This window comes from Sporomusa acidovorans (assembly GCF_900101845.1).
Lineage (GTDB): Bacteria > Bacillota > Negativicutes > Sporomusales > Sporomusaceae > Sporomusa > Sporomusa acidovorans.
Genome location: NZ_FNAM01000063.1, coordinates 1 through 26448 on the forward strand (window position 1 = coordinate 1; position 26448 = coordinate 26448).

Below are 26448 nucleotides of genomic sequence, written 5' to 3' on the forward strand. Positions count from 1 at the left end.
TAAAATAAAAGAATATAGTAGAAAATATAAGTTGAACTTGAACCGATGTTTGAAGAACGTAGACAGTACGGGGGTTTGAAGCGGTTCAAGTTGACAATCGTCAAGTGGAACCAACTTGAACCGCTGGGAATTCAGTAATATCAATGGTTTACGGACATTTTACCACTAAAAGGAAGTGATTTTTGATGATAAATTGCAGTGAGGAAGTATTACGAAAGTTTGTTTCGATGCTGAAGCATGAAGGTATGTTTAAAGACAAACATATGAATGCTTTTCAGAAGGCTGAACAGTTGCTCTACCGGTACAATGACTTTACCGATGCTGTTAATGCTAAAAAAGAACAGATTGAAGAATTGAAGAAACACGGTCTGAAGCGGCAGAGTAAATCCATAACTAAGTACGGAGCCGGGAGCGGTGAGGTTAAAACTGAGCAGGAAAAGCTTGAGGATAAAATAGAACTGATTGAAACGAGTGTTGACGATACCGAGCAGTATATTAAAATCATTGATAATGCCCTGGACAAATTGAAGAATGATAAGTTCTATGAAATAATTCCCATGAAATATTTTAAGGGTATGACCCATGAGGAAATAGGCGAAGTGTTTGAAGTTGATACTTCGACAATCGGTAGAAACAAAAACCGGCTGATTAAAAAGTTATCTATTCAATTGTTTCCTGATGATGCTCTAAATGAAATGCTGTCATAAATGCATTAGTTAAGCATTAAATATGCATTTTTGATAACCTCGACAATGCACAATTCATATAGTAAAATTGGTATCAAGTTAAAATGTAAGTTTGAGGACTGCTTTTCAGCAGTTCTTTTTTTATACCTCTAAAAGATAGGAAAATGTTTGTTTTTTGTCGAATCTTTTCTATTTTATAGGAGGGAATCAATATGCTTTTTATAAATAAACGTTCGAAAAAGAAAACATATTATGATGCATACAAAAAGTATGTTGAAATGTCAAATGAGAAAAGAGAGTTTACACGGGCATTACTAGAAGCAGATTCAAAGACAATCTATGCCTTTTCTATAATTTTTAGCATAGGTATTGCCATGTTTAATAGTTTTGATTCTACTTATCTTAAAGATAATAAACTTGTTACACCTGCAATTTTGATGATATTAACATGTTGGTCTGCATTTAAAGTATTTAAAATAGGATTACACTTAGAAGCCCTAAAAAGAGTAGAAAAAGAAAAAAGCTCTGAGAATCACAAAAAAGAACCATGAGGTTCTTTTTATTTTTTTTTTTTTTAAGTGAGGTGAGACTTCAATGGCTAAGTATGAACAATGGTTAACCGCTGAAGGGTTACTTCAGTTAGAAGCATGGGCAAGAGATGGTTTAACTAATGAGCAGATTGCCTCAAATATGGGTATTTCACGAGAAACACTTAATCAGTGGAAACATAAACATCCTGACATTTCTGACGCCCTAAAAAAGGGCAAAGAGGTTGTTGACATTCAGGTTGAGAATGCTTTGCTTAAACGGGCTTTAGGCTATGAGTTTACAGAAGTTACCAAAGAACGAGTTTATAATGATACAACTAAAAAGTTTGAATTCAAGGTTACTAAGAAAGTAGTCAAGGAAGTACAGCCGGACACGACAGCCCAAATCTTTTGGCTGAAGAATAGGAAGCCTGCTGATTGGCGCGATAAAAAGGATGTTGAGTTATCCGGTCAAGTAAAAAATAATTTTAGTGATTTGACAGATGAGGAGATTGAACAGCGCATCAAAAAGCTAAAAACAAAGCTTGGGATTGATGCCAGTGACTAAATATGAAGAACTGCTTATTTTGGAAGAAATTCAAAGGGCCGAAATGGAACAACAGATCAGGGCTGCTAGGAAGCAGTTCTTTTCTTATTGTGCTTTGAAAGCTCCTGATTTTTATAAGCCAAATAGAAAATATCTTAAACATTTATGCAATGAGTTCCAAAGCTTCTATGAAAGTGACGATGAAGTTTTAATTGTAAATGAACCTCCCCGGCATGGTAAGTCCAGAACAGCAGGTCTTTTTGTCGAATGGGTATATGGTAAGGATAAAACAGAAAAAATCATGACCGGTAGTTATAATGAAACACTGTCAACCATGTTTTCCAAAAATGTTCGTAACAGCATTCAGGAAGTCAAAGCTGATGAATTTAAGCCGGTTTATTCTGATGTATTCCCAGATGTCAAAATTGCTGTTGGTGATGGAGCTATGAATTTATGGTCGCTTGAGGGCGGCTATAATAGTTATCTTGCTACTTCTCCAAATGGTACGGCTACAGGATTTGGTTGTACAATTTTAATTATAGATGATTTGATAAAAAGTGCTGAAGAAGCTTATAACGAGGATATTAAAAATAAGCATTGGGATTGGTTTACTAATACAATGCTTCAGCGGCTTGAAGAGGGCGGCAAGATCATCATTATTATGACTCGTTGGGCAAGTGATGATCTTGCCGGTAGAGCTTTGGCACACTATCAGGAACAGGGTGCCAAAATCCGTCACGTGTGCATGAAAGCTCTGCAGGATGATGGGACAATGTTGTGTGATGAAGTATTATCCCGTAAATCTTATAATGCTAAAGTTAAAGCTATGGGTGCTGATATTGCTTCAGCCAACTATCAGCAGGAACCTATTGATATTAAGGGTAGGTTATATACTTCCTTTAAAACCTATGAGCATATTCCCGTTGATGCTAACGGCAATCCCTTATTTACCGCAATCAAAAACTATACGGATACAGCCGATACCGGTAATGATTACCTTTGCAGTATCAATTATGGTGAATTTGATGGTGCAGCATTTGTGCTGAATGTGCTATATACTAAGGCACCTATGGAAGTCACAGAACCGGCAACTGCTAAAATGCTGTATGACGATAAAGTGAATGTGGCTGACATTGAATCAAATAACGGTGGCCGTGGGTTTGGCCGTGCTGTAGAGCGGGAACTTAGGACTCGTTATCATAGCAACCATACGCAGATTAACACATTTTATCAATCGAAAAATAAAAAATCCCGGATTATTTCTAATTCAACATGGGTTATGCAGCATGTTTATTACCCGGTCAATTGGCGTGATCGGTGGCCTGAATACCATGACTCTATGATTAAGTATCAAAAGGAAGGTAAAAACAAGCATGATGATGCCCAGGACGCAACAACGGGCATAGCTGAAAAATGCGGCCAGGGTTGCAGAATGGGATTTGATTAAATAGAGGTGATTCTTGTGAAAGTTAATATATTAGGTACTGACTATATCATTATTGAGCAATCGGATGATGATAACCCAAAGTTAGATAATGCCAACGGACTTTGCGAGATATGGAGCAAAAAAATAATTATAAATAGTGAAATTTTGAAACCTTATAAGATGTTGGCAGAGCAACCGGAAAAATTTAAGAATAAAGTGTTACGGCATGAAATCGTTCATGCTTTTTTTGCTGAAAGTGGCTTATTGGATTATTGCAGCGACCAAACTCTAGTAGATCATTTATCAGTTCAGTTACCAAAAATGTTTAAAGTTATGCAGCAGGCAGAATGCTTGGATTAAAGGCAGGTGATAGTTTTGTTATGGACAGATCAAACCGGACAGATTAACCAACTTATTAAAATCGGCGCGGGCAGCCGTATGAGCGATTTAAAATTCGTTGAACTGGAATTAATTAAATTTCAAAGTTCCCTGTTGCGCCGGGATATGATAACCGGTGAGCGATATTACCGAGGAGACCATGATATCTTACATCGCCGCCGTATGGTTATTGGTGAAAAGGGTGAGCTTGAGGAAGTAAAAAACCTACCCAATAATAAATTAGTTGATAACCAATATGGTAAGCTGGTTGATCAGAAAGTTAATTACCTATTGGCTAAACCTGTAAGTTTTGAAAGTGAAGCCGATGGATATAGTAAGCTGCTACAAATAGTTTTCAACAAAGGATTCTTACGGACATTAAAAAATGTTGGTGAGGATGCTTTGAACGGTGGTATTGCTTGGTTACATCCTTATTACAATGATGATGGCGAGCTTGTTTTTAAAAAGTTTCCTGGTTATGAGGTTTTGCCTTTTTGGGCCGATGCTGAACATACAGTTTTAGACTTTGCTGTCCGGGTGTATCAGATAGAAGCTTACGAGGGAACTACGGAAACTATCATTACCAAAGTTGAAATCTATGACAAACAGGGCATACACCGATATGAGTTAAAGGGGTTTAACTTAGTTCCCGATGTTGAAAACCCATCTAGTACTCACATGGTAATTGAAGATGATCAAGGCAATACAACAGGGTACAATTGGGACAAAGTTCCTCTTGTAGCCTTTAAGTTTAACAATAAGGAAATACCGCTTATCAAGCGGGTAAAATCATTACAGGATGCCATTAACACCATTCTGAGCGACTTTGAAAACAACATGCAGGAAGATGCCAGGAATACAATCCTGGTTCTACAAAACTACGATGGTACTAACCTTGGTGAATTCCGTAAAAACCTTTCTCAATATGGGGTTGTTAAGGTTAAAACGGTTGACGGCGTTGGCGGCGATTTAAAAACCCTTGAAATTACGGTTAATGCCGAAAACTATAAAATTATTTTTGAACTATTGAAAAAAGCCTTGATTGAAAACGGGCGCGGTTTTGATGCCAAAGACGATCGTATGGGCAACAATCCGAACCAAATGAATATCCAAAGCATGTACTCTGACATTGACCTGGATGCAAACGGCATGGAAACAGAGTTTCAGGCAGCATTTGAACAGTTACTTTGGTTCGTCAACATGCACTTTGTTAACACTGGACAGGGTGACTATAGCGGCCAGCCGGTCAATGTTATTTTTAATCGGGATATTCTTATTAATGAATCTGAATCAATCGAAAACTGCGCTAAGTCAACAGGTATCCTATCTAACGAAACTATTGTTAGTCAACATCCTTGGACTACTGACGTAAAAACAGAAATGAAGCGCATAGCCGATGAAAAAGCACAGCAACAGTCTGAAATAGATCAGTATAAGACTATGTTTGGCGGCACTGGTGATGGTAATGAGGAATAGGGATTATTGGCGCAAGCGGTTTGAGCTTTTAGAGGAAGCACAGCTTAAAAAGGGTTTGGATTATTACAATGATTTGGAACGTGAATATAAAAAAGCGTCTGAAACGATTGAACAGCAAATTACGGCATGGTATAACCGCTTTGCTAAAAATAATCAAATTTCCTTTGCCGAAGCGAAGCAGCTTTTGAATTCCTCTGAACTGGACGAATTGCGCTGGACGGTTCAGGAGTATATCAAATACGGTAAGCAAAACGCCGTTAACGGCCAATGGATAAAACAACTTGAAAACGCTTCGGCTAAGGTGCATATTTCACGGTTGGAAGCTTTAAAGCTTCAAATGCAACAGCAGGTGGAAGTCTTATACGGCAATCAACTTGATGGCCTGGACAAGACCATGCGGAACATTTATTCTGAAGGTTATTATCATTCAGCCTATGAAATACAGCGCGGGTTTAACGTCGGGTATGATCTTCATAGGTTTAACAATCAGCAGTTATCAGCCGTAATCAGTAAACCCTGGACACCGGACGGCAAGAATTTTTCGGATCGGATCTGGCAAAGTAAAGATCAGTTAATCAATACTCTGCACACCGAATTAACACAGTCCATCATCCGGGGGGATGCACCGGATAAAGCCATTAAGACCATAGCGCAAAAATTCAATACTTCTAAAAATAATGCAGGCAGATTAGTTATAACCGAGTCTGCTTTTTTTGCGTCCGCTTCACAACGGGATTGTTTCAGTGATTTAGATGTTGAGAGGTATGAAATTGTTGCTACGTTGGATAGTCATACATCCCCATTGTGTCAGTCCCTGGACGGCAAAATCTTTGAAATGAAAGATTATAAGGTTGGACTGACTGCCCCGCCGTTTCATTGCTGGTGTAGAACCGTTACGGTTCCCTATTTTGATGATAATACCGGCTTCAGAGCGGCCAGGAATGCTGAAGGTAAGATTTACTATGTACCGGATAGCATGAAATATCCTGAATGGAAAAAATCTTTTGTTGACGGTGAATCAAAAGCTGGATTGAAAGAAATGGCTAAAGCTGATATATTGAAGGTAGACTTTATACCGGCCAAAAGCATTAGGGAAGCCGAGCAGTACGCCGTTGATAACTTAGGCTTTAGTAATGTTAGCTATAAGGATATTGATGTTGATGTGGCGAATGGGGTTAATGAATCAATTGGAGAATTTTACGAAGAATATCCAGTACTAAATGGTTTTATTCAAAACTTGGAAACCAATGGGCGTATTAAAGCCACGGCCAGCGCGGGAATGAATGTAATAGAGGGTAAGATATTACCTAAATTAATGTTGTCAAAGCGTGATTTGAGTGATTTAACCGGTGTAAGAACGTTAATTGATAAAGCTGTTAGTAACCAGTGGTGGACACCTAAAGACGGTGCTGCCGGGATTATTAAGCATGAGTTAGGTCATATGCTTGAATATGTAACTACAATGAAAAAATATGGTGTTGACCTTGGCACAACAGATGTAAGTTTAATCAATTCCGCATTTAGAGCTATCAAGAATGGCGAATTATCTTCAAAAATAAAGTCTGAAGCCTTGAAGAATCTGAAACTTGTCAATAATAAAGACACTATAACTGAAAACTTAAGCGGTTATGGTTTTACTTCTTCGTTAGAGTTTTTGGCCGAAGCTGTTTCAGAACATAACCCCCGTCCATTGGCACAAGAGGTAGTTAAACTATTAAAAGAAGAAATGGAGAGGATTTTTAATGGTTCATCCACCTAATGAAATCTTGCATTTGCTCTACTATGATGAAAAAAATAAAGAAATGGCTATCCGAGAAGATGCCACAGAGGAAGAGAAGCGTATTTTTAAACAGTTTCTTCAGGATGTTGAAAACGGCAGTCTTTCTGATGTGGAAATTAATATTAATCCATAATATGAGTTGGTTTAAGCACCTATATGTTAATGTGTAGGTGCTTTTTATATGCCCAAAAATAAAAGGAGGAATTCAAAATGATTGAAAAGGTATTTGAGTATTTGGCGAAAGGACTTACTGTTTTTGCCAGCATCGTTACTATGGTTGAGTGTACCGGCGAGGCCGGAGAAACCAAGAAAGAGATTGCCAAGGCCGATATTAAAAAGGCACTAACTGAATTGCAGGCAGAAGGGAAAGTTCCTGCTTGGTTGGTGTCAATCCTGACAAACGATTTTGTTCTAGGTCTAGTGATTGACACCATTGTTGGTTATGCCAATGAACAAAAGTGGTTTGAAAAATCGTATGAAATCTTAAAGGGCGCTGAGTAATCAGACCCTTACTTTATGTGAAAGGTTGGTTCAAATGACAAAAGAACAATTGATTGCGTTAGGTCTGGATGAAGCAACGGCAACAAAAATTGCTGCTGCTAGTGCCGAAGAATTGAAAGGTTATGTTATCAAATCCGAACATGAAAAGGTAACTACGGCCAATACGCAGCTTGAAACCGACATTAAAACTCGTGATAAGCAGCTTGAGGAACTGAAAAAAGTGGATGCTGCCGGTATGCAGAAAAAAATTGAAGAATTGCAGGAAACCAATAAAACCACAACGGCTGAATTTGAAGCAAAAATTAAGCAAATACAGATTGATTCCGCTGTTACTACAGCGTTAACCGGGGCCAAGGCCAAAAATCTAAAAGCTGTACGGGCTTTGCTGGATTTGGATAAAGCAGAATTAGACGGCGAAACCGTTAAAGGCTTGGCAGAGCAGATTAAAAAGCTTCAGGATGGTGAAGATACCAAATTCTTATTTGATTCCGCTACTCCCACTAAGTTCAAAGGCGTTAAACCACCCGATGGTACTGATAAAAAATATCCTACCGATAAAAAACCTAGTGAAATGACCTATACTGAACTGTGCGTCTACATGGAAGCAAATCCCGGCGCGGAAATTTAATAAAAAGAGAGGCATGAAAATATGGCAGGAAAATTTAATTCGAAAACATTTAATGCAGAGGCATTCGGCAAGTATACCAGCCGTATTCCACAAACAAAGAAAAATGAATTGGTGAAATCAAGAGCTTTAAAAGGAAACAGCGATATTCGAAACGCCTTCAGTTCTCAAACCGGTACGGCTTATGCTACGTTGCCGATGTATGGGATAATTGATGGTGATGCCTTGAATTATGATGGTGTAACTGATATTACAGCAACTAGTACTACTACTTTTGAGCGCGGTGTTGTAGTTGTCGGTAGGGCTAAGGGTTGGATGGAAAGCGATTTTGCCGAAGACATCACCGGTGGAGCCGGTTTTATGGACAATGTTGCCGTTCAGGTTGCACGCTACTGGGATGGTGTTGACCAAGATACTTTGATTAGTATTTTAAAAGGTATTTTTAGTATGACTGGTACAAATAACCTGAAATTTGTTAACGGGCATACGTATGATATCAGTTCGAAAGCCAATGACGCTGCTTTTGTCGGTGCTGCTACATTAAATAGTGCCATTCAACAGGCCAGCGGAGATAATAAGGAATTATTTAAAATTGTTATTATGCATTCTGTAGTAGCAACAAACCTGGAAAATCTGAAACTGCTGGCCTATATGAAGCAAACGGACGCTAATGGGATTGAACGCGAGTTAGGTTTAGCTACTTGGAACGGCAGAGTAGTATTGATTGACGATTCCATGCCAACTGAAGATGTTGCCGCTAATGGTGAAACACCTGCTTATACCAAATACACTACCTATGTACTTGGTGAAGGTGCCTTTGATTATGAAAACATCGGTGCGCATGTTCCTTATGAAATGAGCCGTGACCCGAAAACTAATGGCGGTCAAGATACTTTATATAGCCGTCAACGTAAATGCTTTGCACCGTATGGCATTAGCTATACCAAATCAAGTCAGGCAACTTTATCCCCGACAAATGCAGAATTGGAAAACGGCACAAACTGGACTTTAGTAAATGACGGCGGTACTGGTGCTGCCCGGAAGTATATTGATCATAAAGCCATTCCTATTGCCCGAATTATTTCGAGAGGGTAAGGTGATTGTTGATGAAATGGTTTGATGCTCTCTTAGGTGTTCTGGGTTTGGTAAAAAAGGCTGACGAAGTAAAGAAAACTAAAGATTCTACTGAAAAAATTGTTGGTGCAGTTGAAATTATTCAAGAAGCAGACCAATTGCGCAAAGACCTTAAAAAGTAGGTGCTACTATATTGGATGATGTTTCTCAACGTCTACAATCTTTTGGCTATACCCCTACTGACGCAGATAGTTGGATGCTTAGTTTTTGTATCAGCAAAGTAGAAAGTCATATTAAAAATAACTGCAATGTGGCCGAAGTACCGGAAGGACTTCGGTCTGTTGCTGTTGATATGGCTTGTGGTGAATTTCTGTTTGGTAAAAAACAAAGCGGTCAAGCTGTAGGCATTGATTTTGAGGCAGTAGTAAAGTCAATTGCTGAGGGGGATACAACTATCACCTTTGATTCTAAAAACAGCGCAGAAGCCAAATATGACGCATTAATCACTTACCTGATGCATAGGGAAATGGACTTTTCCGCTTATAGGTGCATCAAATGGTAAATCTGGTTAGAAAAGCAATTGAAAGTATGTATGCCGGGGTGTGTACCGTTTATGAATATCAGTCAACCAAAGACCCTGTTACCAAAATATCTGAGCAGCAGGAAGTAGCTGTTTTAACAGATCAACCCTGCCGGTTATCATTTAAAACAATTACTGGTACTTCTTCGGCTGATGGTGCGGCGGCTGTTGCGCAGGAAGTTAAATTGTTCATTGCGCCTGAACTTACTATTAAACCGGGAAGCAAAATCACGGTTACGCAAAATAATGTAACTGCTGATTATGAAAGTAGCGGCAAGCCTGCTGTTTATACTCACCATCAGGAAATCATTCTGGAATTGTTTAAAGGGTGGGCGTAATGGCCAAGTGGGGTACATGTGATTTTAAGCAACTTCAACAGCTTCAGAAAAAATTAGATAAACTACAACAAATTGACATGGATAAGTTCTGCCAGGATTGCGCCAAAGAGCTTGCCGCCCGTTTATTAGCCAAGGTCATAAAACGTACACCGGTAGGCCAATATGAGGAAGCCGGTAAAAATGGCGGTACTTTAAGGCGCGGGTGGACGGCTACTACTGAAGCAGAAGCGGCAAGTGGCCGGGGGAATGGTAAAAATGGCGTGGAATACGCTAAATCCTTAACAATAACCAAAATTGGCAATGTCTATCAAATTGAAATTATTAACCCGGTACATTACGCCAGTTATGTAGAGTTTGGACACCGGACAAGAAACCATAAAGGTTGGGTAAATGGCCGGTTTATGCTGACTATTTCCGAACAGGAACTTGATGACCAAGCCCCGGCTATTTTGGAGAAAAAATTATTAAAATACCTGGGGGAAGCGTTTAATGCTGAATAAGGTTATGGATGGTATTGCTCAAAAATTAGATCAGGTATTTGGCGAAGGGTATGAAATCTATATTGACGAGATTAAACAGGGTTTAAAAGTACCCTGTTTTCTTATTCTTTGTTTAACTAGCAGACAAGAGCAGGAAATAGATATCACCTATAATCGCGAATTACCGTTTGATGTTCACTATTTCCCGCAGGCTAAAAAAATAACCCGCGAAGTCAATAGTACTGTCGATGCTTTGAACATCGGCTTAGAGTACATCCAAATTGAGGACGGGTTACTACGGGGAACCGATATGAAGCATGAAGTCATTGATGGAGTGCTTCATTTTTTTGTGAATTATGACCTGCGGATTCGCAAGGTTATTGAGCCTGATGAATACATGGAAACTTTAACAATCACAGAAAGGGTGAAAACAAGTGGCAACTAAAGTAACTGAATCACCGGCAGCAACCAGTTTTACCAAACAGCAGATTATATCAGCTAAACGATATGCCGAACGGCGCGACTTGCTGAATGTACTGTTGGCTGATGATGGTTCCTATACCCATGATCAAGTTGAAAAACTGATGGATGAATTTATGAAGAAAGGAGTGAAGTAGCTTGGCACTTGGCGGCGGTACATTCCTAGTACAGAATAAAGTACTTCCTGGTTCATATATTAACTTTGTTTCTCTTGCCAGGGCTTCCGCAACCCTTTCAGATAGGGGCTATGGTGCTTTAGCCTTAGAATTGGATTGGGGGCCTGACGGAGAAGTATTCACAGTTGAAAATAGTGATTTTGAAAAAGAATCACAAGCTATTTTCGGCTATGACTATACCAGCGATAAGTTAAAAGGTTTAAGGGATTTGTTCAAAAATCTTAAAACCGGTTATTTTTTCAAAATTAATAATGGTGCTGTAAAAGCGGCCAATGAATTTGCCACGGCCAAATATGGCGGTATTAGAGGTAATGATATCAAGATTGTTATTGCCGTTAATATTGACGATGAAAGTAAATTTGACGTATCTACCCTGTTGGATAACACGGTTATTGACTTGCAAACCGTAGCCGTTGCTGCCGATTTGATTGCTAATGATTATGTGATTTTTAAATCAGATGCGACACTGGCAGCAACGGCAGGAATACCGCTCACAGGCGGTACAAATGGGGTAACTATTACTGGTGCACAATACCAGATGTTTCTTGATAAAATCGAAGCGTTTAAGTTCAATACCCTTGGTTGTTTATCTACTGAGAAAACAATCAAAGACCTGTATATTCAGTTTACTAAGCGGATGCGGGATGAAGTTGGTGCAAAGTTTCAAACTGTCATTCATGGGTATGAAGGTGCTGACTATGAAGGGATAATTGCTATTAAAAATAATACCCTTGATGATGGGTGGCCGGTATCTTCGGCTGTATATTTCTTGCTTGGTGCTGAAGCTGGTTGTGCTGTAAACCGTTCTGTCACGAATAAGACTTATGACGGCGATTTTACTATTGACGTGGATTATAAGCAGAGCGCGCTTGAAAATGCTATGAAAACCGGTCAACTTATGTTTCACAAGGTTGGTGAGGAAGTTCATGTTTTGGATGATATCAATAGTTTTACCAGTGTAACTGTTGACAAGAACATTGACTTTAACAGCAATCAAACTATGCGGGTGCTTGATCAGATCGGCAATGATGTTGCCGTGCTGTTTAATACTCAATACCTGGGCAAAGTGCAAAATAACAATGCCGGTAGAATTTCCTTTTGGAAAGACCTTGTTTTTTATCATCAGGAATTGGAAGGAATACAAGCCATTGAGGACTTTGTACCTGATGATGTGGTCGTTGAAAAGGGCAATGACAAAAAATCAGTAGTGGTTACGAATCCGGTAACACCGGTTAACTGTATGACTAAGCTCTATATGACAGTTATAGTAAAGTAAGGGGTGAGAGCACATGCCAAATGTGATGTTAGCCAAAGACGCTGTAAGCGCGAAACTGGCCGAATGCTTTGTGACAATTGAAGGTAATCGTTACAAGTTAATGCAGGGTAAAAAGTTTGAAGCTAAATTTGATAAAGAAAAAAAGAAAGTTTCTATTCTTGGTCAAACTGGCCAGGGGAATAAAACAACCAGTTGGAGCGGCACAGGTAGTATGACAATCTACCAAAACACACCGATTTTTAATGATTTAATGCTGAAATTCAAAAATACCGGTGAAGATATCTATTTTGATATCCAAATCAGTAATGAAGACCCCACCTCTGCTGCCGGACGGCAAACTATGGTTTTCAAAGGTTGCAACATTGACGGCGGGGTATTGGCAAGCTTTGACGCAGATGGGGATTTTCTGGAACAGGACGTTGATTTTACTTATGAGGACTTCGAGAGTCCAGAGCGGTTTCGAATCCTTGATGGTATGATGTAATGGAGGCTGAAATAATACTGCTAGAACGGATAGTTTTTGTTCTAGCAGTATTTTTAATTATTAACAGAAATGGAGAGATTGACTTTATGAGTAATTTATCCGCATTCCTCGCTCAAAATGTAGTGCGAGAGGAAAACGTTAAATATGTTGCATCAAAGCGGTTTGTTGATGAAGGTAAGCCGGTTGATTGGGAATTGCAATCCGTAACCAGTGAAGAAGATGAACAAATTCGTAAGTCATGCACCCATAAAGTACCGATTCCTGGCAAGTATGGTCAGTTCACACGAGAAACTGATTATGAAAAATATCTTGGTTTATTAGCCGCCAAGTGTATTGTCTATCCAAACTTGAACGCCGCTGAACTGCAAGATTCTTATGGCGTTATGGGGGCTGACGCAGTATTGAAAAAGATGCTCAAACCCGGCGAGTATCAAGACCTCCTGAAAAAGATTCAGGAGATTAACGGATTCGACATTGACATGAATGCGTTAGTTGAAGAAGCAAAAAACTAATAAATGAAGGCGATAGTGACGCAAATATTGCTCACTATTGCCTTCATAAGTTCCATAAATGGCCGCATGAGTATTTAGCTTTAGACCGGCGAGAAAGAGCCTTTGTTATAGCCTCTATTCAGGTCAAGGTTAAAGACGATAAAGAAAAAGAAAAGGAAACTGAGCGAAAAGCTAAACAAAAATAACCTTCTTATGGTATAATTTGGGTGAATATATCATAGAAAGGGAAATATTATATGAGTTTCTTTAGCCGAATATTTGATATAGAAAGCAAGGTTGTCAAAGAGAATAAGGATGATTTTGAAATACAGACTATATATGATGAAATATTAAGGCGAAGTTTTTTACGCAAAGGAATAGAAAATAATTTTGTAACTAATGATGATGAAAATGTATTTTTTAAAACCCTTATCATGAAGTTAAAAGAAAGTAATTTAAATCCTTATAATCTTTACTTTGAGCTTATGTCAAATAAAGCATTTAATGTGTCATACAATGGGTATCCCATTGGAAAAATAAAACTTCGTGGTAAAAAAACTTATATGCAGCTTTTAAAAGGATTCTATGACAATAAAGGCATTAAAAATAAAAATGTAGAAGAATATATCATAAATATTTCAAGTTGGATTAAACATATAAATTTTTGTAGAAAAGATTAAAATATATCTGCTATTTTTTGATAATGCTTAGAGAGGGTGGTGTTTTAATTTGAAATTTAAAGTTATTGCTGGTGTAGATAAAGAATTTAAACTAAAATCCAATAAAAAAGATGGCCTTTATCTCGAACGTTCTGCTGGTTTTTTACAATCGCAGAAATTAGTTCTTACCGGCAATGTTGCCGCATTCGAACAATTAACAGAAGAAAGCAAGAGTAGTTTTCTAAAAAAGGCTGGATGGGGAACAATTGGTGGTATAGCATTTGGTCCCGTCGGAATTGCTGCAGGATTATGGCTTACTGGAAAAGGTAAAGAAATTAGTGTAGCATGCGAATTAAAGACCGGAGAAAAATTTGTTGCCAGTGTCGACAACGATACATATAAAGAATTATTAGCATTATCCTACTGTTAATAATTTATTATTTCTACCGCTCATTAAGAGCGGTTTTTTATATTTAAATAGAGGTGATATTATTGGCAACAATTCGAACAGCTATTCAATTACAAGATGGTATGAGTACAGTTATCCGTTCTATGAATACAGCATTGAATATCTGTATTAACTCTTTTGAATCCATGCAGAATGCTTCTAATCGTGCTGTAAATACTGCTGCTTTTACAACAGCCAGAAATGAACTTGCTAAAGCCTCTATTGCTATGGATAATGTTGAAAAAAATATTCAAGAAGCAACCGCCGCTCAACAACGATTTAATAATACGATACAAAATACCCATGGTTCAGTTGATGGATTAGCAGATAAATTCAAATCTTTGGTTGGTATTATTGCTACTGCAACAGGTGCTAAACAAACTGTTAATTTGTCTGATACCGCTGCCCAAACAACTGCAAGACTTGATTTAATGAATGATAAGCTTCAGACAACACCAGAATTACAAGAAAAAATATTTCAAAGCGCTGAACGTGCTAGGGGACTTTATCAATCTACTGCTGATGCGGTATCCAAATTAGGTATGCAGGCGGCGCAATCTTTCAAAAGCAATGATGAATTGATTGCTTTTGCCGAACAGCTTAATAAAACCTTTGTTATTGCGGGTACATCAACTATCGGCGTGGAAAGTGCAATGTTGCAGTTAACACAATCAATGGCTGCTGGTAAACTTCAAGGAGAAGAATTAAATGCTGTTTTAGATAATGCACAACCTATTGTCGCTAATATTCAGCAATATTTGCAGGATGTACACGGTATGCCTAAATCAGTGACTGATAATATAAAACAGTTGGCTTCTGATGGAGTTATTACGGCAGAAATTATTAAAAATGCAATGTTTTATACGGCAGATGAAACTAACCGTAAATTTGCAACTATGCCTAAAACATTTACTCAGATATGGAATTCTATACGAAATAATGGATTAAAAGCATTCCAACCGGTTTTGAGTATGATTAATGATATCGCTAATAGTGTTGGCATGACAACATTGGTAAACGTTACTATTGGCGGTTTAAATATTTTAGGTGCTATAGCTACTAGCACCTTTAGCACGGTAACTAATTCTATTACATGGGGGATGCAAGCGGCTTCATCTATATTGCAATTTTTTGGTAATATAATGTTGAGCATAATGCCGGTCGCAATTGGTATGCTTGCTGGTTATGGGGCGTATTGGTTAGTAGCTAACGCTAACATGATGATTAATAACGGAATAGCTGCAGCGGTAGCGGCTAGGACATGGGTGGTTACTACTGCACAAACCGCTTGGATGATTGTAACAGGAAAGTTAACTGCCGCTCAAAGATTGTTAAACTTAACAATCGCTTTTAACCCTATTGGTTTACTTATAGGGCTTATTGTAGGAGCCATAGCAATCTTTGCAGCGTGGCAAATAAAGACTTATGGTTTGCGTAATACCTTTGCTGATGTTTTTGGTTTTATTGTCGATACAGTACAGACTGCAGTAAATTTTATAGTGGCTTCTATAAATAAGGTAATTCGGTCGTTCAATGCTATTGGTGGTTTTGTCGGTAAGGTAATGGGGTTTGAGTATTCAGCAATTGGTGAAATTGCTTATAAGGCTGATTTTTCCGGTATAAAATCGGCAGGTCAAAATTTTATTAAAAACTTCTCTATGGACTCTTTATTTAAGGCACCGGATATTCCGATAGGAGGACCAGGTTCAGGTAATTTTATTCCAGATGCCGCTGCCAATATCGCCAATACCGCAGACAACACAGGTAAAATGAAAGATTCTCTTGATATTAGTACCGAGGACTTAAAATACCTTCGTGACATTGCGGAACAAGAAGTTATTAACCGGTTTACTACCGCTGAAATTAATGTGACTATGAGCAATCAAAATAATATCAGCAGTAATATGGACTTAGATGGTGTTGTTACTTATATGAAAGATGCATTAGTAGAAACTGTGCAGACTGCAGCAGAGAAGGTGCATAAGGATTGAGCTATTATTTTTTCATGGATAAAACACAATTACCGGTTCCACCGCCCAAAATGCAGTTGAAAATTAATAATAAAAACAAGACTGTCAATTTGATTAATGATGGTGAGGTTAATATCTTAAAAACTCCCGGATTAACAGAGGTTAGTTTTGAAGTTTTGCTACCTAATTCCCAATATCCATTTGTAAGTTATTTTATGGGTTTTTTTAAACCTGAATATTTCTTAAACACATTTGACAAACTTAAATCCACTCAAACATCGTTTCAGTTCATTGTTTGTCGATTGGGAGCAAGTTTATTTGATTTTATGTTCGATACAAATTTAAAAGTATCATTAGAAGACTATGAAGTAATTGAAGATGCAAGCAATGGCCGGGATGTGATGGTATCAATTCGGCTGAAACAATACAAACCATACGCCACAAAAGTATTAAACGTCAAAGAAGATAAAGACGGGAAAAAAACCGCCACTGTTGATAAAAAACGGGAGGCTAAAAAAGAAATTGCCAATAAATATAAAGTCATAGCAGGTCAAACTTTACTTGAAATATGCAGAAAACAATTAGGCGATAGTTCCCATTTACAAGAAATTATTGCCTTGAATAATATAGTCAATCCAAATAAATTAGAACCAGGGCAGGTGATTAAATTTGTCAAGTAAAGTTCAAATTATAATTCAAAACGGAGATAAAGTTTATGAACCTGTTATTAGGGAGGGTATTGCCTGGGAAACTGAGCGCAAAGGCGTTCCCGGTAAATTAACATTTAAAGTTTTGATTGATAGTGTTCTAAATTTTACAGAAGGTAATCTTGTCAAAATGACTGTGAATGGAACAAATACATTTTGTGGATTTGTATTTACCAAAAAGCGCGATAAAGACGGAATTATACAAGTTACTGCTTATGACCAATTGCGATATTTAAAAAACAAGGATTGTTATATTTACCCATCAGCAATGACGGCGGCAGAGTTGGTTAAAGTCCTTGCCGCCAAGTATCGCTTACAAGTTGGTGAAATTGAAGATACTGAATATATTATTGAAAAAAGAGTGGAGGATAATACCACTCTTTTTGATATTATTCAAACGGCTTTAGGCTTAACCTTGCAAAATAAAAAAAAGCTCTATGTTCTTTATGATGATTTTGGCAAACTTACTCTTAAAAACATTGAAAATCTAAAACTTGATTTGCTTATAGATGCTGAAACTGCTGAAGACTTCGATTATATATCAAGCATTGATTCCAATACCTACAATAAAATTAAGCTGTTCTATGACAATAAAGATACTGGAGAGCGTGAACTTTATGAAACTCAAAGCGGTGAAAATATCAACCGTTGGGGCGTTCTCCAATATTGTGACAGCATTCAGGAAAAAACTAACGGTCAAGCTAAAGCCGATGCATTATTAGGTTTGTATAATAAGAAAACACGCAGTTTAACTATTGATAATGCCTTTGGTGATATCCGGGTTAGGGCTGGAACATCTATTTCTGTACAGCTTGATTTGGGAGATATTAAGGTAAATAACTATATGCTGGTAGAACGAGCCAAGCATATTTTTACCAACAATCAACATGTGATGAATCTTAGTTTAAGGGGGCGTGATATATTTGAATGAGTTAGTACAGGTTCTTAAACAAATAGCCGTCGAAGCGAACGAAGCCGGTAAGCCTACAGGCATTACTTACGGGACAGTTTTAAATATTGAACCGCTTGAAATTCAAATTGAACAGCGTTTAACTTTACCTGAAGAATTTTTTAAACTTACCAAAGCCGTAACAGACCACTATGTTGATATGACTGTTAGCCATGTAACGGAAAACAGAGCAGGCGGCAGCGGTGATTCCAGTTATGCCAGCCATAACCATGATTATCAGGGCAGAAAGAAATTTCTTGTTCATAACGCTTTACAAGTTGGTGAGGAAGTTATTTTATTGCAGGTTCAGGGAGGACAAAGGTATATAGTGCTTGACCGTGTGTTTGATCATCATGTATCTGGTGAGTGGTCATGATACCTAACAATGATGATTTAACCGTTGATTTTGAGATACAAGAGCAGCCGTCTAAAACTTATAAAATGAATTTTGATGATGAAACCATTGTTAAAACAACTGACGATATTGAAGCGATTAAGCAAGCAGTATATAAAATCCTCAACACTGAACGATATCATTATGTTATATACTCTTGGAATTACGGCATTGAATTAGCGGATTTATTCGGAATGCCGTTACCATATGTATACCCGGAACTTAAACGCCGCATTACAGAGGCGTTAACCTGGGATGATCGTATTACTGATGTTACCGATTTTTCTTTCACTCATAAACGTGGGGAAGTGTCGGCAACATTTACAGTTCATAGCTTGGCCGGTGACTTTGAAGCGGAAAAGGCGGTGAAAATAACTTAACATGTATGAAAGCATGACATACGAAATAATTTTGCAAAGAATGCTTGCTAGAGTGCCGGACACCCTAGACAAACGGGAAGGTTCAGTTATTTATGATGCCCTTTCCCCGGCAGCATTAGAATTGGCTTTAATGTACATTGAATTGGATGTAAATTTGAAGTTAGGTTTTGCCGATACTTCTAACGGGAATTATTTGGCAATGAGGACAACAGAAATGGGGATTGATCGGAATGCTGCCGTTTACGCTTTGCGTAAAGGCTTTTTTTATGCTGCAAATAACGTGCCTATGGATGTTGATATTGGAGCTAGGTTTACTATTGACACTCTGAATTACATTGTGGTTGAAAAAATCACTACGGGGCAATTTAAGTTGCAATGTGAAACGGCAGGCGAGATTGGGAATATTCCTTTCGGAAACATGGTTCCGGTTGAACATATTGACAGCTTGGTTAAGGCTGAACTGGCTGATATTATCACTCCCGGCGAGGATGAAGAAACAGACGATTCCCTGCGGGACCGCTATCATTTCCGGGTACGCCAGCCGATTACCAGCGGCAACATCTACCATTACAAGGAATGGGCGCGAGAAGTGGCTGGAGTTGGGGATGCAAAGGTATTTCCCTTATGGAATGGCAATGGCACAGTTAAAGTTGCGATTGCTGATTCGGATATGAAACCAGCTATACCTGCCCTAGTGACAACGGTCGCTGAATATATTGAAACTGTTCACCCGATTGGAGCTACCGTCACTGTGGTATCAGCTACCGGTAAACCATTAGTCATTGCTGCCAAAGTAATATTAGCTGCCGGTTATAGCCTGCAATCGGTATATGATAGCTTTTATACCGCCGTTCAATCCTATCTGAAAGACATTGCTTTTGACAGTACGTATGTCAGTTATGCCCGAATTGGTACATTACTGCTTAGTGTCGCAGGTGTGGACGATTACAGCGATTTAACAATAAACGGAGTAGCGGGGAACATTACCCTGGCCGGGGAAGAAATCCCTGTATTGGGCAGTATCGACTTGGAGGTGTAACATGAGTTATCCAAATGAAATAGACCACTTTCCCGCCAAGCTGAATAAGAAAACAGACGGCAGTATATATGTTGTGGAGGAAGAACTTCCGATAACCGCAGGTAAATATGAAGGATTACTTGCGCATGATAACATTACCAATTCTACAATCCGGGTGTTTACTGGGCCGAAGCTAACCGGGGAAGAGATCACCAACTATATTATCTCTATGCCGAGTGAAACTCCTTGGCGGCGGTCCATTAAGGTATTTGCTGACACTCCGATTGTCTACGTAACTTACGAAACGCCAGGGGACACGGTAGAGGCGAATGACGTAAATGCGCTTCAGGACTCCATGACGGCCACACAAACGGAAATGGAGCGGTATAAAGCTGCAAATGATGCGGCTGTTGAGCAGATTGACAACCGTTTAACCAACCATACCGCTGACAAAAACAACCCTCATCAAGTCACTGTTATTCAGATCGGTGCTGAAACACCAGCAGGGGCGCAAGCCAAAGCAGACGATGCCAAAAATATAGCAATTAATACAGCCGCTACTGATGCGAGTACAAAAGCTAATGCCGTTCAGACAAACCTTAATACTCATGGCGCTAACTTGACTGATGCCCATGATGTGGCTAATCGGTTGCAGACTTTACGAACAGCATTAATTAATTATGTAGATCAAGGTATTGCCGCTATTATTAACGGTGCTCCTGAAATGTTAGACACACTTTATGAACTTAGTAATGCTTTGGGTAATGACCCTAATTTTTCGGCAACTATAACTAATCTTATTGGGCAGAAATTAGCATCTTCTGAAGTAGTTACTACTGGTGAGGCTAATAAAATTTTGCGCCTGGATGCCAATGCAAACTTCCCCGCAACAGTAATTGCCCAAACCGCAAACTACCGTTTTGTAACGGATACGGAAAAGGTAGTTTGGGACGCAAAATCTTCTCTTTCTTTGGGTGAGACTTTAACAACTGCATACAGGGGAGATCGGGGAAAAACTGCCTATGATCATAGTCAAACTACTCATGCGGCGATTATTGATATTGCGACACAAGCAGAAGCGGAAGCAGGTTCAAGTAACGTCAAATATATGACACCGCTTCGAGTTAAACAGGCTATTGCAGCGAATCCTTTCGCTTCAGCGCTTACCTGGGCGCAACTCAAGGGGGTGTAACGGTTGGCATACGGAAATCAATTATATGCCGCATATATCTATGGTGATTTAGGAGCAGATGCCGAAACGCCGGAATATGACATACCGAATCTTATGAAGTATTTACCCTGGTACTATCAGGATTCACGGGAAATGACCTGCTTACAAGGGGCAGTTGCTGAAGATATCGGGGCCTTACGGAATTACGCCATACCGGATTTGCTTAAACAATTCTTCATTAATACCGCCACCTGGGGGCTAGATTATTGGGAGAAGGAATTTGGTATTGTCAGTAACAGGAGTAATTCCTACGTTCGCCGCAGAGAGATTATCTTAGCCAAGAAGCGCGGTTCAGGTACTTCAACCAAGGAACGTATAAAAAATGTTGCCGAAGCTTTCAGCGGCGGTGAAGTGGATGTTATCGAATATAACGAAGAATACCGGTTTGAAGTCAAGTTTATAGGTGTTTTGGGAATCCCGCCAAATATGGCGGGATTTTTAGCTATGCTGAATGAAATCAAACCAGCGCATTTAGGGTACAGCATCAGCTATACCTATACCGTTTGGGGCATGCTGAAACCGCTTATTTGGAGTGAAGCTAAGACCCGAACATGGAGCCAAATTAGAACTTACGGAGGTTGAGAGAATGCAACAAACACAAAATTTAGGATTAAATAAACCAGAATATCCTGATGTTGTTGACATTGAAGATTTAAATGAAAACATGGATATCATTGACGGCAAATTAGGCACAACTGGGCATAATCATAATGGTACTGCTGGAAATGGGCCAAAAATTAGTGGTGCTAATATCGTCGCACCGCGCACTGATCAGACACAGGATATAGGCACTGCTAAAGAATTGCGCTGGCAAAACTATGGTAACAATCACACTATTGTTGATGCCAGTGCAGGGGCTTATCCTGGGGGAAATGCCAATGCACAAAGTGCATGGACACCTTCGTGTCCTACTTTAATTGGCTATAATGGAGTTAACACCTACGGTGTACGTGTAGACAGCGCAAGGGTAGCGGATACCGCCAGTGCTGTTCAGTGGTCAGGAATAAGCGGCATACCAAGTACATTTGCACCAAACAATCATACCCACGATGATAGGTATTATACGGAAACGGAAATTTCGAATTTATTAGCGGCAAAAGCACCGCTTACATCTCCGGCATTTACTAATACGCCTACAGCACCAACGGCAGCAGCAGGAACAAACTCTACACAGATTGCTACTACTGCATTTGTGAAGACGGCTGTTTCCGGTGCTGCTTCGATTGTTGCATCGGGGACAGGTGAAAATTATTATTGGCGCAAGTGGTCTAATGGAGATATGGAAATATGGGGGACAATTACTGGTACCTTGGGATCTATGGGAACCCATACTTCAGGAGTAACGATAACTTTCCCTGTACAATTTCAGACAGCTTGTAAAAATGTTATAATTAGCCAGCCCGACTGGAAAGGGGAAAATGCATATATATGGCGTGTCTTAAAGAACAGCAAGAGTATTGCAGGCTTTAGCGTGGCAGAAGATAGGTGGGATAATAAAGGGGCAGGAAATCCAGCATCAGCGGATTATTATGCCTTTGGTAATTAGCTATAGCAAGCAGTTACTCTATTAATCTAAATTATCTTCTGTAAATAAAAACATGCCTGATCACCATCATGTTTTAGGTTTAGTTCTTGCGCCTTCGAACGATATTGACAAATTTCATCTTGTGAAAACTTTGATTTTTTGAGCTTATTTAAAGGAATTCCTTTTATATACCCCTCGCTACCTATAAATTGGAATTCAGACGAATCCCAAACGATATCCTTTATGACCAACTTTGCCTTTTTAGCAAGTAGTTCCATACTTTTAACAGTGTGTAAAAATAAATGCCGAGGCGCATCTAATTGTACCCAATTAATATTATAATGCCGCCATGCATAGCTTGACGCGATAGGTATGCGAATAAGCACATAGCCATTAGGAGGTAGAAGATCGTATACTTTATTTAAAATTTGATAGGGGTTTAACATATGTTCAAACGAGTGATGTAACATAATTAAGTCAAATTGAACATTGTTTAAGTCAAATATCTCTGATTTGTAAATTTTAACTTTATCTTCATAAACGATATCACGTTCAATGTTAGGGTCTACTCCTGTTAAATTCATGAATCCAGCGTCTAGCATAAGGCGCAATCGGTTTCCTATACCGCAGCCAACATCAAGTACCCCTGAGGAAAGATCAATATGTGTTTTTTCAGCCCATGTTAAATAATTTGGCTTATCTTTCCCTAAACACAACAATTTACCGATTAGTGTGGGGTGATTAAGAAAATGTAATGTTTTCTTGTGTAATTTATATCTTTTCCATAAGGTTCTTTGTTTGGCGGGTATGAGAGAAATATAGTCTTTGGGGTAGTATTTTGAAAAGTCGGCAGGAATGTTAATTAATTGTACGCAGCCACAATTCCCACATTCTAAGTAGGTGAATTCATCCATCAATCCTAATTGCATTTCTTTAGCGGTATGAAAGGAGTTGTTTTCTATATTGCCGCAAATTTGACAAGACTGTATCAATAAAAGCACATCCATTCAAATATTAATTAAATATTAATTAAATTATAACATATAAATTTCAAATAAATACACACATTGGTAATAGATTCCGGGGGATGACTGACCATGCCGCTGACAGCGGTTATTTTTAATTTTATGGGGGGAGTGAGGGCATTGGAGCCAACACAAGTCATATCAATAATACCGTATATCATACAAAACCCGAACTTAATCGGGTTTATTTTATTTGTTATATGTTTTTTGCCACTGTTGGCCTATGTTGTCCGCAAAGCCGATAAGCAGGCTGATCGGCAGCAGGATTTTTTCAATCGTTCAATGGATGATGCCAAAATCCGTGAAGAACGACTAGGAGATTTAGTCAATAATACGCTGACCAAACAGACTGAAGCCCTTAATAACATCAATAACACCATGATTTGCATGAATCAAAATCTTACTGACGTTAAGGGCCGTGTCGAAACATTGGAAGATCATATTGGAATTGAAAGGAGTTTATCATAATGAGAGAAACTATTAACGGTGGTCATTGTCCAGGGTTAGATTCCGGGGCAGTAGGTGCTACCGGACTACAGGAAGCAGTTGCTGCACGTGACGTAATGCAGCGTGTGAGCAGTTATCTTAGAGTTATCGGCCATGAAGTGTTGGAAGTCCAAGAAAACGAACTATACCAAATTACTGATGCATCTAATCAATTTGGTGCTGATTTGTTTGTCAGTATCCATTGTAATGCTGCTAGTAGTTCAGCAGCGCAAGGAACTGAAACCTATTGTTATTCCCTTGGTGGTCAGGGTGAGAAGTTGGCAAGGTGCATCCAAAATCAAATTGTTAACAGCCTGGGTACTGTTGACCGGGGAGTTAAAACTGCTAATTTTTATGTTCTGAGAAATACTGACTGTCCTGCCGTATTGGTTGAAATGGCATTCATCAGTAATCCAGATGATGAAAAATTACTTGCTGATGCCGGTAAACGTGACGAGTTTGCCAGAGCCATAGCCAGAGGTATTACGGATTATTTACAGTAAATATTTAAGCCCGGATAGCGGTATTAATCGCTATCCGGGCTTATTTTTTATTTACTGTATAACGACTTCGACACTACCAGGATAATTCCAGATTGTGAGCAAATGCTGAGTTATTTCGTCTTTGACGGAGTACAAAACGGCATTATCAATGGGCTTAAATTTATTTTTTAAGAGTAACTGATTACTAAATTCTAAAAACTGTTGGGACGATGCAATATTTCGTTCTATATCGTTTTCTGGTTTTATAGTAATAGAGTCCTGGTAGCGTACATATTTAATAATCATTTTTTACACCTCCACATCATCAGGCATGTATTCTAACAAGTCTCCTACCGAGCATTTAAACAGCTTACAGAGAGCGTCTAATGTACCAAAATTGATAGCTTTTACCTTATCGTGATATAGGAATGCCACAGTATTCCGAGCAAGGCCGGTCTTATCACATACATCCTGAATGTTCATTTTGTTCATGCCCATGTATGTAGATAAATTACATTTTATCGCCATGATTATCCCTCCTGACAATATAATAACAGAACAAACCGAAACAATCAATATCTTAATTATTTTAGTTAGAAGTATATTGACAATGCAGTTAAGGTTTGCTATATTATAGTTAATAGGTTAATCATTTTAGTTACATGATTAAATTTTAGGAGGCGGTAAGGATGACAAAAACCGAAAAGCAACTACTGATTGAGAAGCTAGGGGAATACGCATTTACCTATGGTTATTACCTTGAAATGTATAAACATGAGAACAACAAAGAAGACGGAGACTGTTTAGCTGAAGCTGCAAAAGTTATGCACCTAGTACAAGAAGTTTTAGATTGCGTAGGTATTGATTATGAGGCTTCGAGAGCGACGGCGATTGAAACCGGTATACAAAGGTATGTTGAAAACCATCCCATTCGTGTGGGTGCTTATGTTAAAACGCCTAGATTCTGTACTGTGCAACTAAAAGAAGTTTTTACAGATAAGCACGCTGCAAATGAGGCTGGATATGTTGAGCCTACGCATTACGAGAACGAGCAATGGGATATATTGGGTAAGCACACAGGTATAAACAGGATGGTATTCGCAGCTGTGAAGAAAAAGAACTAGCTGCTAGGCCCAGCCCCGTGAAAGCCGGGGCCTCCCTTCTGGGAGCGGCGCTCAAAGCTAAAATTAGGAGGGCTGTAAAAATGAAACAACCTACCACCCGTAAGAAGTACAGAGGATGGCTTATCGTTTCCAAGTAGGTCGAAGGACACGAAATGTTTTACTGCTACACACCGGATGAGTTAGAATATCCTGCGAACCTCAGGAGCTACGAGTGGGAAGCCTGTAGCCTGCAAGAGGCTAGGGACTTTATTGATAGCTATAAAGCAGATTGACGGCCTAGCCGGGGTCATGCCAGCAGGTAGAAAAATAAAAGGAGTGTTGATTATGATACTAAATGCTTGTGTAAAAAACCATAAAATGGTAGACGAGAATATCTGTAAAAACTGCAAAGACGAAAATTGTCGTCACGCAGGAGAGCCAACCACTAAGGAGAGGCTGGATATATACACTTATGGCACAGCTGAATACTGGAATGGGGAAAAAGACGAATCCAATTAAACCCGCCTGACGATGGCCTGCAGGGTACAGGCCGAAATACCTCCTAACGGGGGTATAGCGGGAACCCGCTTCGAGGGATGTATGCATATATCCCCTTTACATAGATTTGTTCTTTGAAAAAATAAAACCCCGGAAAACCGGGGAATATTACTATTAATCCTTATCTCTAGGTATTGTATAAGAAAACAAAATGTTTTGCGTGTAGATTGACAACCTTCGCCTCCACCA

General features: G+C 38.9%; 38 protein-coding genes. 35 read left to right on the plus strand and 3 right to left on the minus strand.

Translation table 11 applies throughout. From position 1 onward, the window contains the following. Positions 1-185 precede the first annotated feature (185 nt). The 31 genes from BLR65_RS25745 (at position 186) to BLR65_RS30655 (ending at position 22626) form a co-directional block, all read left to right on the plus strand. Positions 186-707 (plus strand): sigma-70 family RNA polymerase sigma factor, encoded by a 522-nt coding sequence (locus tag BLR65_RS25745; RefSeq protein ID WP_093797231.1) that lies wholly within the window; start codon positions 186-188, stop codon positions 705-707. Positions 708-898: 191 nt separating this feature from the next. Next, positions 899-1237, plus strand: coding sequence for a hypothetical protein (locus BLR65_RS25750; RefSeq protein ID WP_093797233.1), 339 nt, complete (start codon positions 899-901; stop codon positions 1235-1237). A 43-nt stretch (positions 1238-1280) separates the two neighbouring features. After that, positions 1281-1781, plus strand: a complete 501-nt coding sequence (locus BLR65_RS25755; protein WP_093797236.1) for a transposase — start codon at positions 1281-1283, stop codon at positions 1779-1781. Between the two features lie 19 nt (positions 1782-1800). Continuing rightward, complete coding sequence (gene terL, locus BLR65_RS25760) at positions 1801-3207, plus strand: phage terminase large subunit (protein ID WP_211285048.1); 1407 nt, start codon at positions 1801-1803, stop codon at positions 3205-3207. A gap of 15 nt (positions 3208-3222) precedes the next feature. After that, a complete protein-coding gene (locus BLR65_RS25765) occupies positions 3223-3546 on the plus strand; it encodes a hypothetical protein (RefSeq protein WP_093797238.1) in 324 nt (107 codons plus the stop codon). 15 nt (positions 3547-3561) lie between these two features. Then, the gene (locus BLR65_RS25770; RefSeq protein ID WP_211285049.1) at positions 3562-5040 is read left to right on the plus strand and encodes a phage portal protein; all 1479 of its coding nucleotides are present in this window, start codon (positions 3562-3564) and stop codon (positions 5038-5040) included. Next, entirely contained in the window at positions 5024-6799 is a 1776-nt protein-coding gene (locus BLR65_RS25775) for a minor capsid protein (RefSeq protein ID WP_211285050.1), read from the plus strand. The genes BLR65_RS25770 and BLR65_RS25775 overlap by 17 nt, the downstream gene beginning before the upstream one ends. Further along, positions 6783-6953 carry a hypothetical protein gene (locus tag BLR65_RS30165; RefSeq protein WP_169716707.1) on the plus strand — a complete coding sequence of 57 codons (171 nt, stop codon included), beginning with the start codon at positions 6783-6785 and terminating at the stop codon, positions 6951-6953. The genes BLR65_RS25775 and BLR65_RS30165 overlap by 17 nt, the downstream gene beginning before the upstream one ends. Positions 6954-7030: 77 nt before the next feature. Then, entirely contained in the window at positions 7031-7321 is a 291-nt protein-coding gene (locus tag BLR65_RS25780) for a hypothetical protein (protein ID WP_093797240.1), read from the plus strand. Positions 7322-7355: 34 nt separating this feature from the next. Continuing rightward, positions 7356-7949, plus strand: a complete 594-nt coding sequence (locus BLR65_RS25785) for a phage scaffolding protein (protein WP_093797242.1) — start codon at positions 7356-7358, stop codon at positions 7947-7949. A gap of 21 nt (positions 7950-7970) precedes the next feature. Further along, positions 7971-9041 carry a phage coat protein gene (locus BLR65_RS25790; protein ID WP_093797244.1) on the plus strand — a complete coding sequence of 357 codons (1071 nt, stop codon included), beginning with the start codon at positions 7971-7973 and terminating at the stop codon, positions 9039-9041. Positions 9042-9052: 11 nt separating this feature from the next. Next, entirely contained in the window at positions 9053-9202 is a 150-nt protein-coding gene (locus BLR65_RS30170) for a hypothetical protein (RefSeq protein ID WP_169716708.1), read from the plus strand. An 11-nt stretch (positions 9203-9213) separates the two neighbouring features. After that, positions 9214-9582, plus strand: a complete 369-nt coding sequence (locus BLR65_RS25795) for a hypothetical protein (protein WP_093797246.1) — start codon at positions 9214-9216, stop codon at positions 9580-9582. Beyond that, entirely contained in the window at positions 9576-9938 is a 363-nt protein-coding gene (locus BLR65_RS25800) for a hypothetical protein (RefSeq protein WP_093797248.1), read from the plus strand. The genes BLR65_RS25795 and BLR65_RS25800 overlap by 7 nt, the downstream gene beginning before the upstream one ends. Further along, entirely contained in the window at positions 9938-10438 is a 501-nt protein-coding gene (locus BLR65_RS25805; RefSeq protein ID WP_093797250.1) for an HK97 gp10 family phage protein, read from the plus strand. Before BLR65_RS25800 ends, BLR65_RS25805 begins: the two co-directional genes overlap by 1 nt. Continuing rightward, positions 10428-10862: a phage tail terminator family protein gene (locus BLR65_RS25810; RefSeq protein ID WP_093797252.1), complete on the plus strand. Its 435-nt coding sequence runs from the start codon at positions 10428-10430 to the stop codon at positions 10860-10862. The genes BLR65_RS25805 and BLR65_RS25810 overlap by 11 nt, the downstream gene beginning before the upstream one ends. After that, positions 10852-11034, plus strand: a complete 183-nt coding sequence (locus tag BLR65_RS25815) for a hypothetical protein (RefSeq protein ID WP_093797254.1) — start codon at positions 10852-10854, stop codon at positions 11032-11034. Before BLR65_RS25810 ends, BLR65_RS25815 begins: the two co-directional genes overlap by 11 nt. 1 nt (position 11035) lies before the next feature. Next, positions 11036-12349, plus strand: coding sequence for a phage tail sheath family protein (locus tag BLR65_RS25820; RefSeq protein ID WP_093797256.1), 1314 nt, complete (start codon positions 11036-11038; stop codon positions 12347-12349). A 13-nt stretch (positions 12350-12362) separates the two neighbouring features. After that, a complete protein-coding gene (locus BLR65_RS25825) occupies positions 12363-12833 on the plus strand; it encodes a phage tail tube protein (RefSeq protein ID WP_093797258.1) in 471 nt (156 codons plus the stop codon). Continuing rightward, complete coding sequence (locus BLR65_RS25830) at positions 12833-13345, plus strand: phage tail assembly chaperone (RefSeq protein WP_211285051.1); 513 nt, start codon at positions 12833-12835, stop codon at positions 13343-13345. The genes BLR65_RS25825 and BLR65_RS25830 overlap by 1 nt, the downstream gene beginning before the upstream one ends. Before the next feature lie 236 nt (positions 13346-13581). After that, positions 13582-14004, plus strand: a complete 423-nt coding sequence (locus BLR65_RS25840) for a hypothetical protein (RefSeq protein ID WP_093797260.1) — start codon at positions 13582-13584, stop codon at positions 14002-14004. Positions 14005-14053: 49 nt separating this feature from the next. Continuing rightward, positions 14054-14413, plus strand: a complete 360-nt coding sequence (locus tag BLR65_RS25845) for a hypothetical protein (protein ID WP_093797262.1) — start codon at positions 14054-14056, stop codon at positions 14411-14413. Between the two features lie 62 nt (positions 14414-14475). Continuing rightward, positions 14476-16422 carry a tape measure protein gene (locus BLR65_RS25850; protein ID WP_093797264.1) on the plus strand — a complete coding sequence of 649 codons (1947 nt, stop codon included), beginning with the start codon at positions 14476-14478 and terminating at the stop codon, positions 16420-16422. Positions 16423-16436: 14 nt separating this feature from the next. Continuing rightward, positions 16437-17081, plus strand: a complete 645-nt coding sequence (locus BLR65_RS25855; protein ID WP_143122659.1) for a LysM peptidoglycan-binding domain-containing protein — start codon at positions 16437-16439, stop codon at positions 17079-17081. Beyond that, the gene (locus tag BLR65_RS25860) at positions 17071-18039 is read left to right on the plus strand and encodes an XkdQ/YqbQ family protein (RefSeq protein WP_093797268.1); all 969 of its coding nucleotides are present in this window, start codon (positions 17071-17073) and stop codon (positions 18037-18039) included. Before BLR65_RS25855 ends, BLR65_RS25860 begins: the two co-directional genes overlap by 11 nt. Continuing rightward, complete coding sequence (locus tag BLR65_RS25865; protein ID WP_093797270.1) at positions 18032-18433, plus strand: DUF2577 domain-containing protein; 402 nt, start codon at positions 18032-18034, stop codon at positions 18431-18433. The genes BLR65_RS25860 and BLR65_RS25865 overlap by 8 nt, the downstream gene beginning before the upstream one ends. Further along, positions 18430-18831, plus strand: a complete 402-nt coding sequence (locus BLR65_RS25870) for a DUF2634 domain-containing protein (protein ID WP_093797272.1) — start codon at positions 18430-18432, stop codon at positions 18829-18831. Before BLR65_RS25865 ends, BLR65_RS25870 begins: the two co-directional genes overlap by 4 nt. Before the next feature lie 13 nt (positions 18832-18844). Beyond that, positions 18845-19870, plus strand: a complete 1026-nt coding sequence (locus BLR65_RS25875; RefSeq protein ID WP_218130673.1) for a baseplate J/gp47 family protein — start codon at positions 18845-18847, stop codon at positions 19868-19870. Position 19871: 1 nt separating this feature from the next. Continuing rightward, positions 19872-21041: a hypothetical protein gene (locus tag BLR65_RS30650; protein ID WP_211285053.1), complete on the plus strand. Its 1170-nt coding sequence runs from the start codon at positions 19872-19874 to the stop codon at positions 21039-21041. Positions 21042-21044: 3 nt separating this feature from the next. After that, positions 21045-21662 carry a YmfQ family protein gene (locus BLR65_RS25885; RefSeq protein ID WP_093797276.1) on the plus strand — a complete coding sequence of 206 codons (618 nt, stop codon included), beginning with the start codon at positions 21045-21047 and terminating at the stop codon, positions 21660-21662. Positions 21663-21666: 4 nt separating this feature from the next. Continuing rightward, positions 21667-22626 carry a gp53-like domain-containing protein gene (locus BLR65_RS30655; RefSeq protein ID WP_093797278.1) on the plus strand — a complete coding sequence of 320 codons (960 nt, stop codon included), beginning with the start codon at positions 21667-21669 and terminating at the stop codon, positions 22624-22626. Between the two features lie 26 nt (positions 22627-22652). Here the strand turns inward: BLR65_RS30655 and BLR65_RS25895 are convergent, their stop codons facing one another. Further along, a complete protein-coding gene (locus BLR65_RS25895; RefSeq protein ID WP_093797280.1) occupies positions 22653-23612 on the minus strand; it encodes a class I SAM-dependent methyltransferase in 960 nt (319 codons plus the stop codon). 90 nt (positions 23613-23702) lie between these two features. Between BLR65_RS25895 and BLR65_RS25900 the strand changes: the two genes are divergently transcribed. Then, positions 23703-24098: an SNARE domain-containing protein gene (locus BLR65_RS25900; RefSeq protein ID WP_093797282.1), complete on the plus strand. Its 396-nt coding sequence runs from the start codon at positions 23703-23705 to the stop codon at positions 24096-24098. Continuing rightward, positions 24098-24619 carry an N-acetylmuramoyl-L-alanine amidase family protein gene (locus tag BLR65_RS25905; RefSeq protein ID WP_093797284.1) on the plus strand — a complete coding sequence of 174 codons (522 nt, stop codon included), beginning with the start codon at positions 24098-24100 and terminating at the stop codon, positions 24617-24619. Before BLR65_RS25900 ends, BLR65_RS25905 begins: the two co-directional genes overlap by 1 nt. Before the next feature lie 51 nt (positions 24620-24670). On the opposite strand, the gene BLR65_RS25910 is transcribed toward BLR65_RS25905, so the two are convergent. Together BLR65_RS25910 and BLR65_RS25915 are read right to left on the minus strand one after the other, a co-directional pair. Beyond that, positions 24671-24904, minus strand: coding sequence for a hypothetical protein (locus tag BLR65_RS25910; RefSeq protein WP_093797286.1), 234 nt, complete (start codon positions 24902-24904; stop codon positions 24671-24673). 3 nt (positions 24905-24907) lie between these two features. Then, positions 24908-25126, minus strand: coding sequence for a helix-turn-helix domain-containing protein (locus BLR65_RS25915; RefSeq protein ID WP_093797288.1), 219 nt, complete (start codon positions 25124-25126; stop codon positions 24908-24910). A gap of 161 nt (positions 25127-25287) precedes the next feature. Here BLR65_RS25915 and BLR65_RS25920 point away from each other — a divergent pair, with 161 nt between their 5' ends. Beyond that, on the plus strand, positions 25288-25722 hold the full coding sequence (locus BLR65_RS25920; protein ID WP_093797290.1) for a hypothetical protein: 435 nt from the start codon (positions 25288-25290) through the stop codon (positions 25720-25722). Between the two features lie 249 nt (positions 25723-25971). Continuing rightward, a complete protein-coding gene (locus tag BLR65_RS25925) occupies positions 25972-26220 on the plus strand; it encodes a hypothetical protein (protein ID WP_093797292.1) in 249 nt (82 codons plus the stop codon). Positions 26221-26448 lie beyond the last annotated feature (228 nt).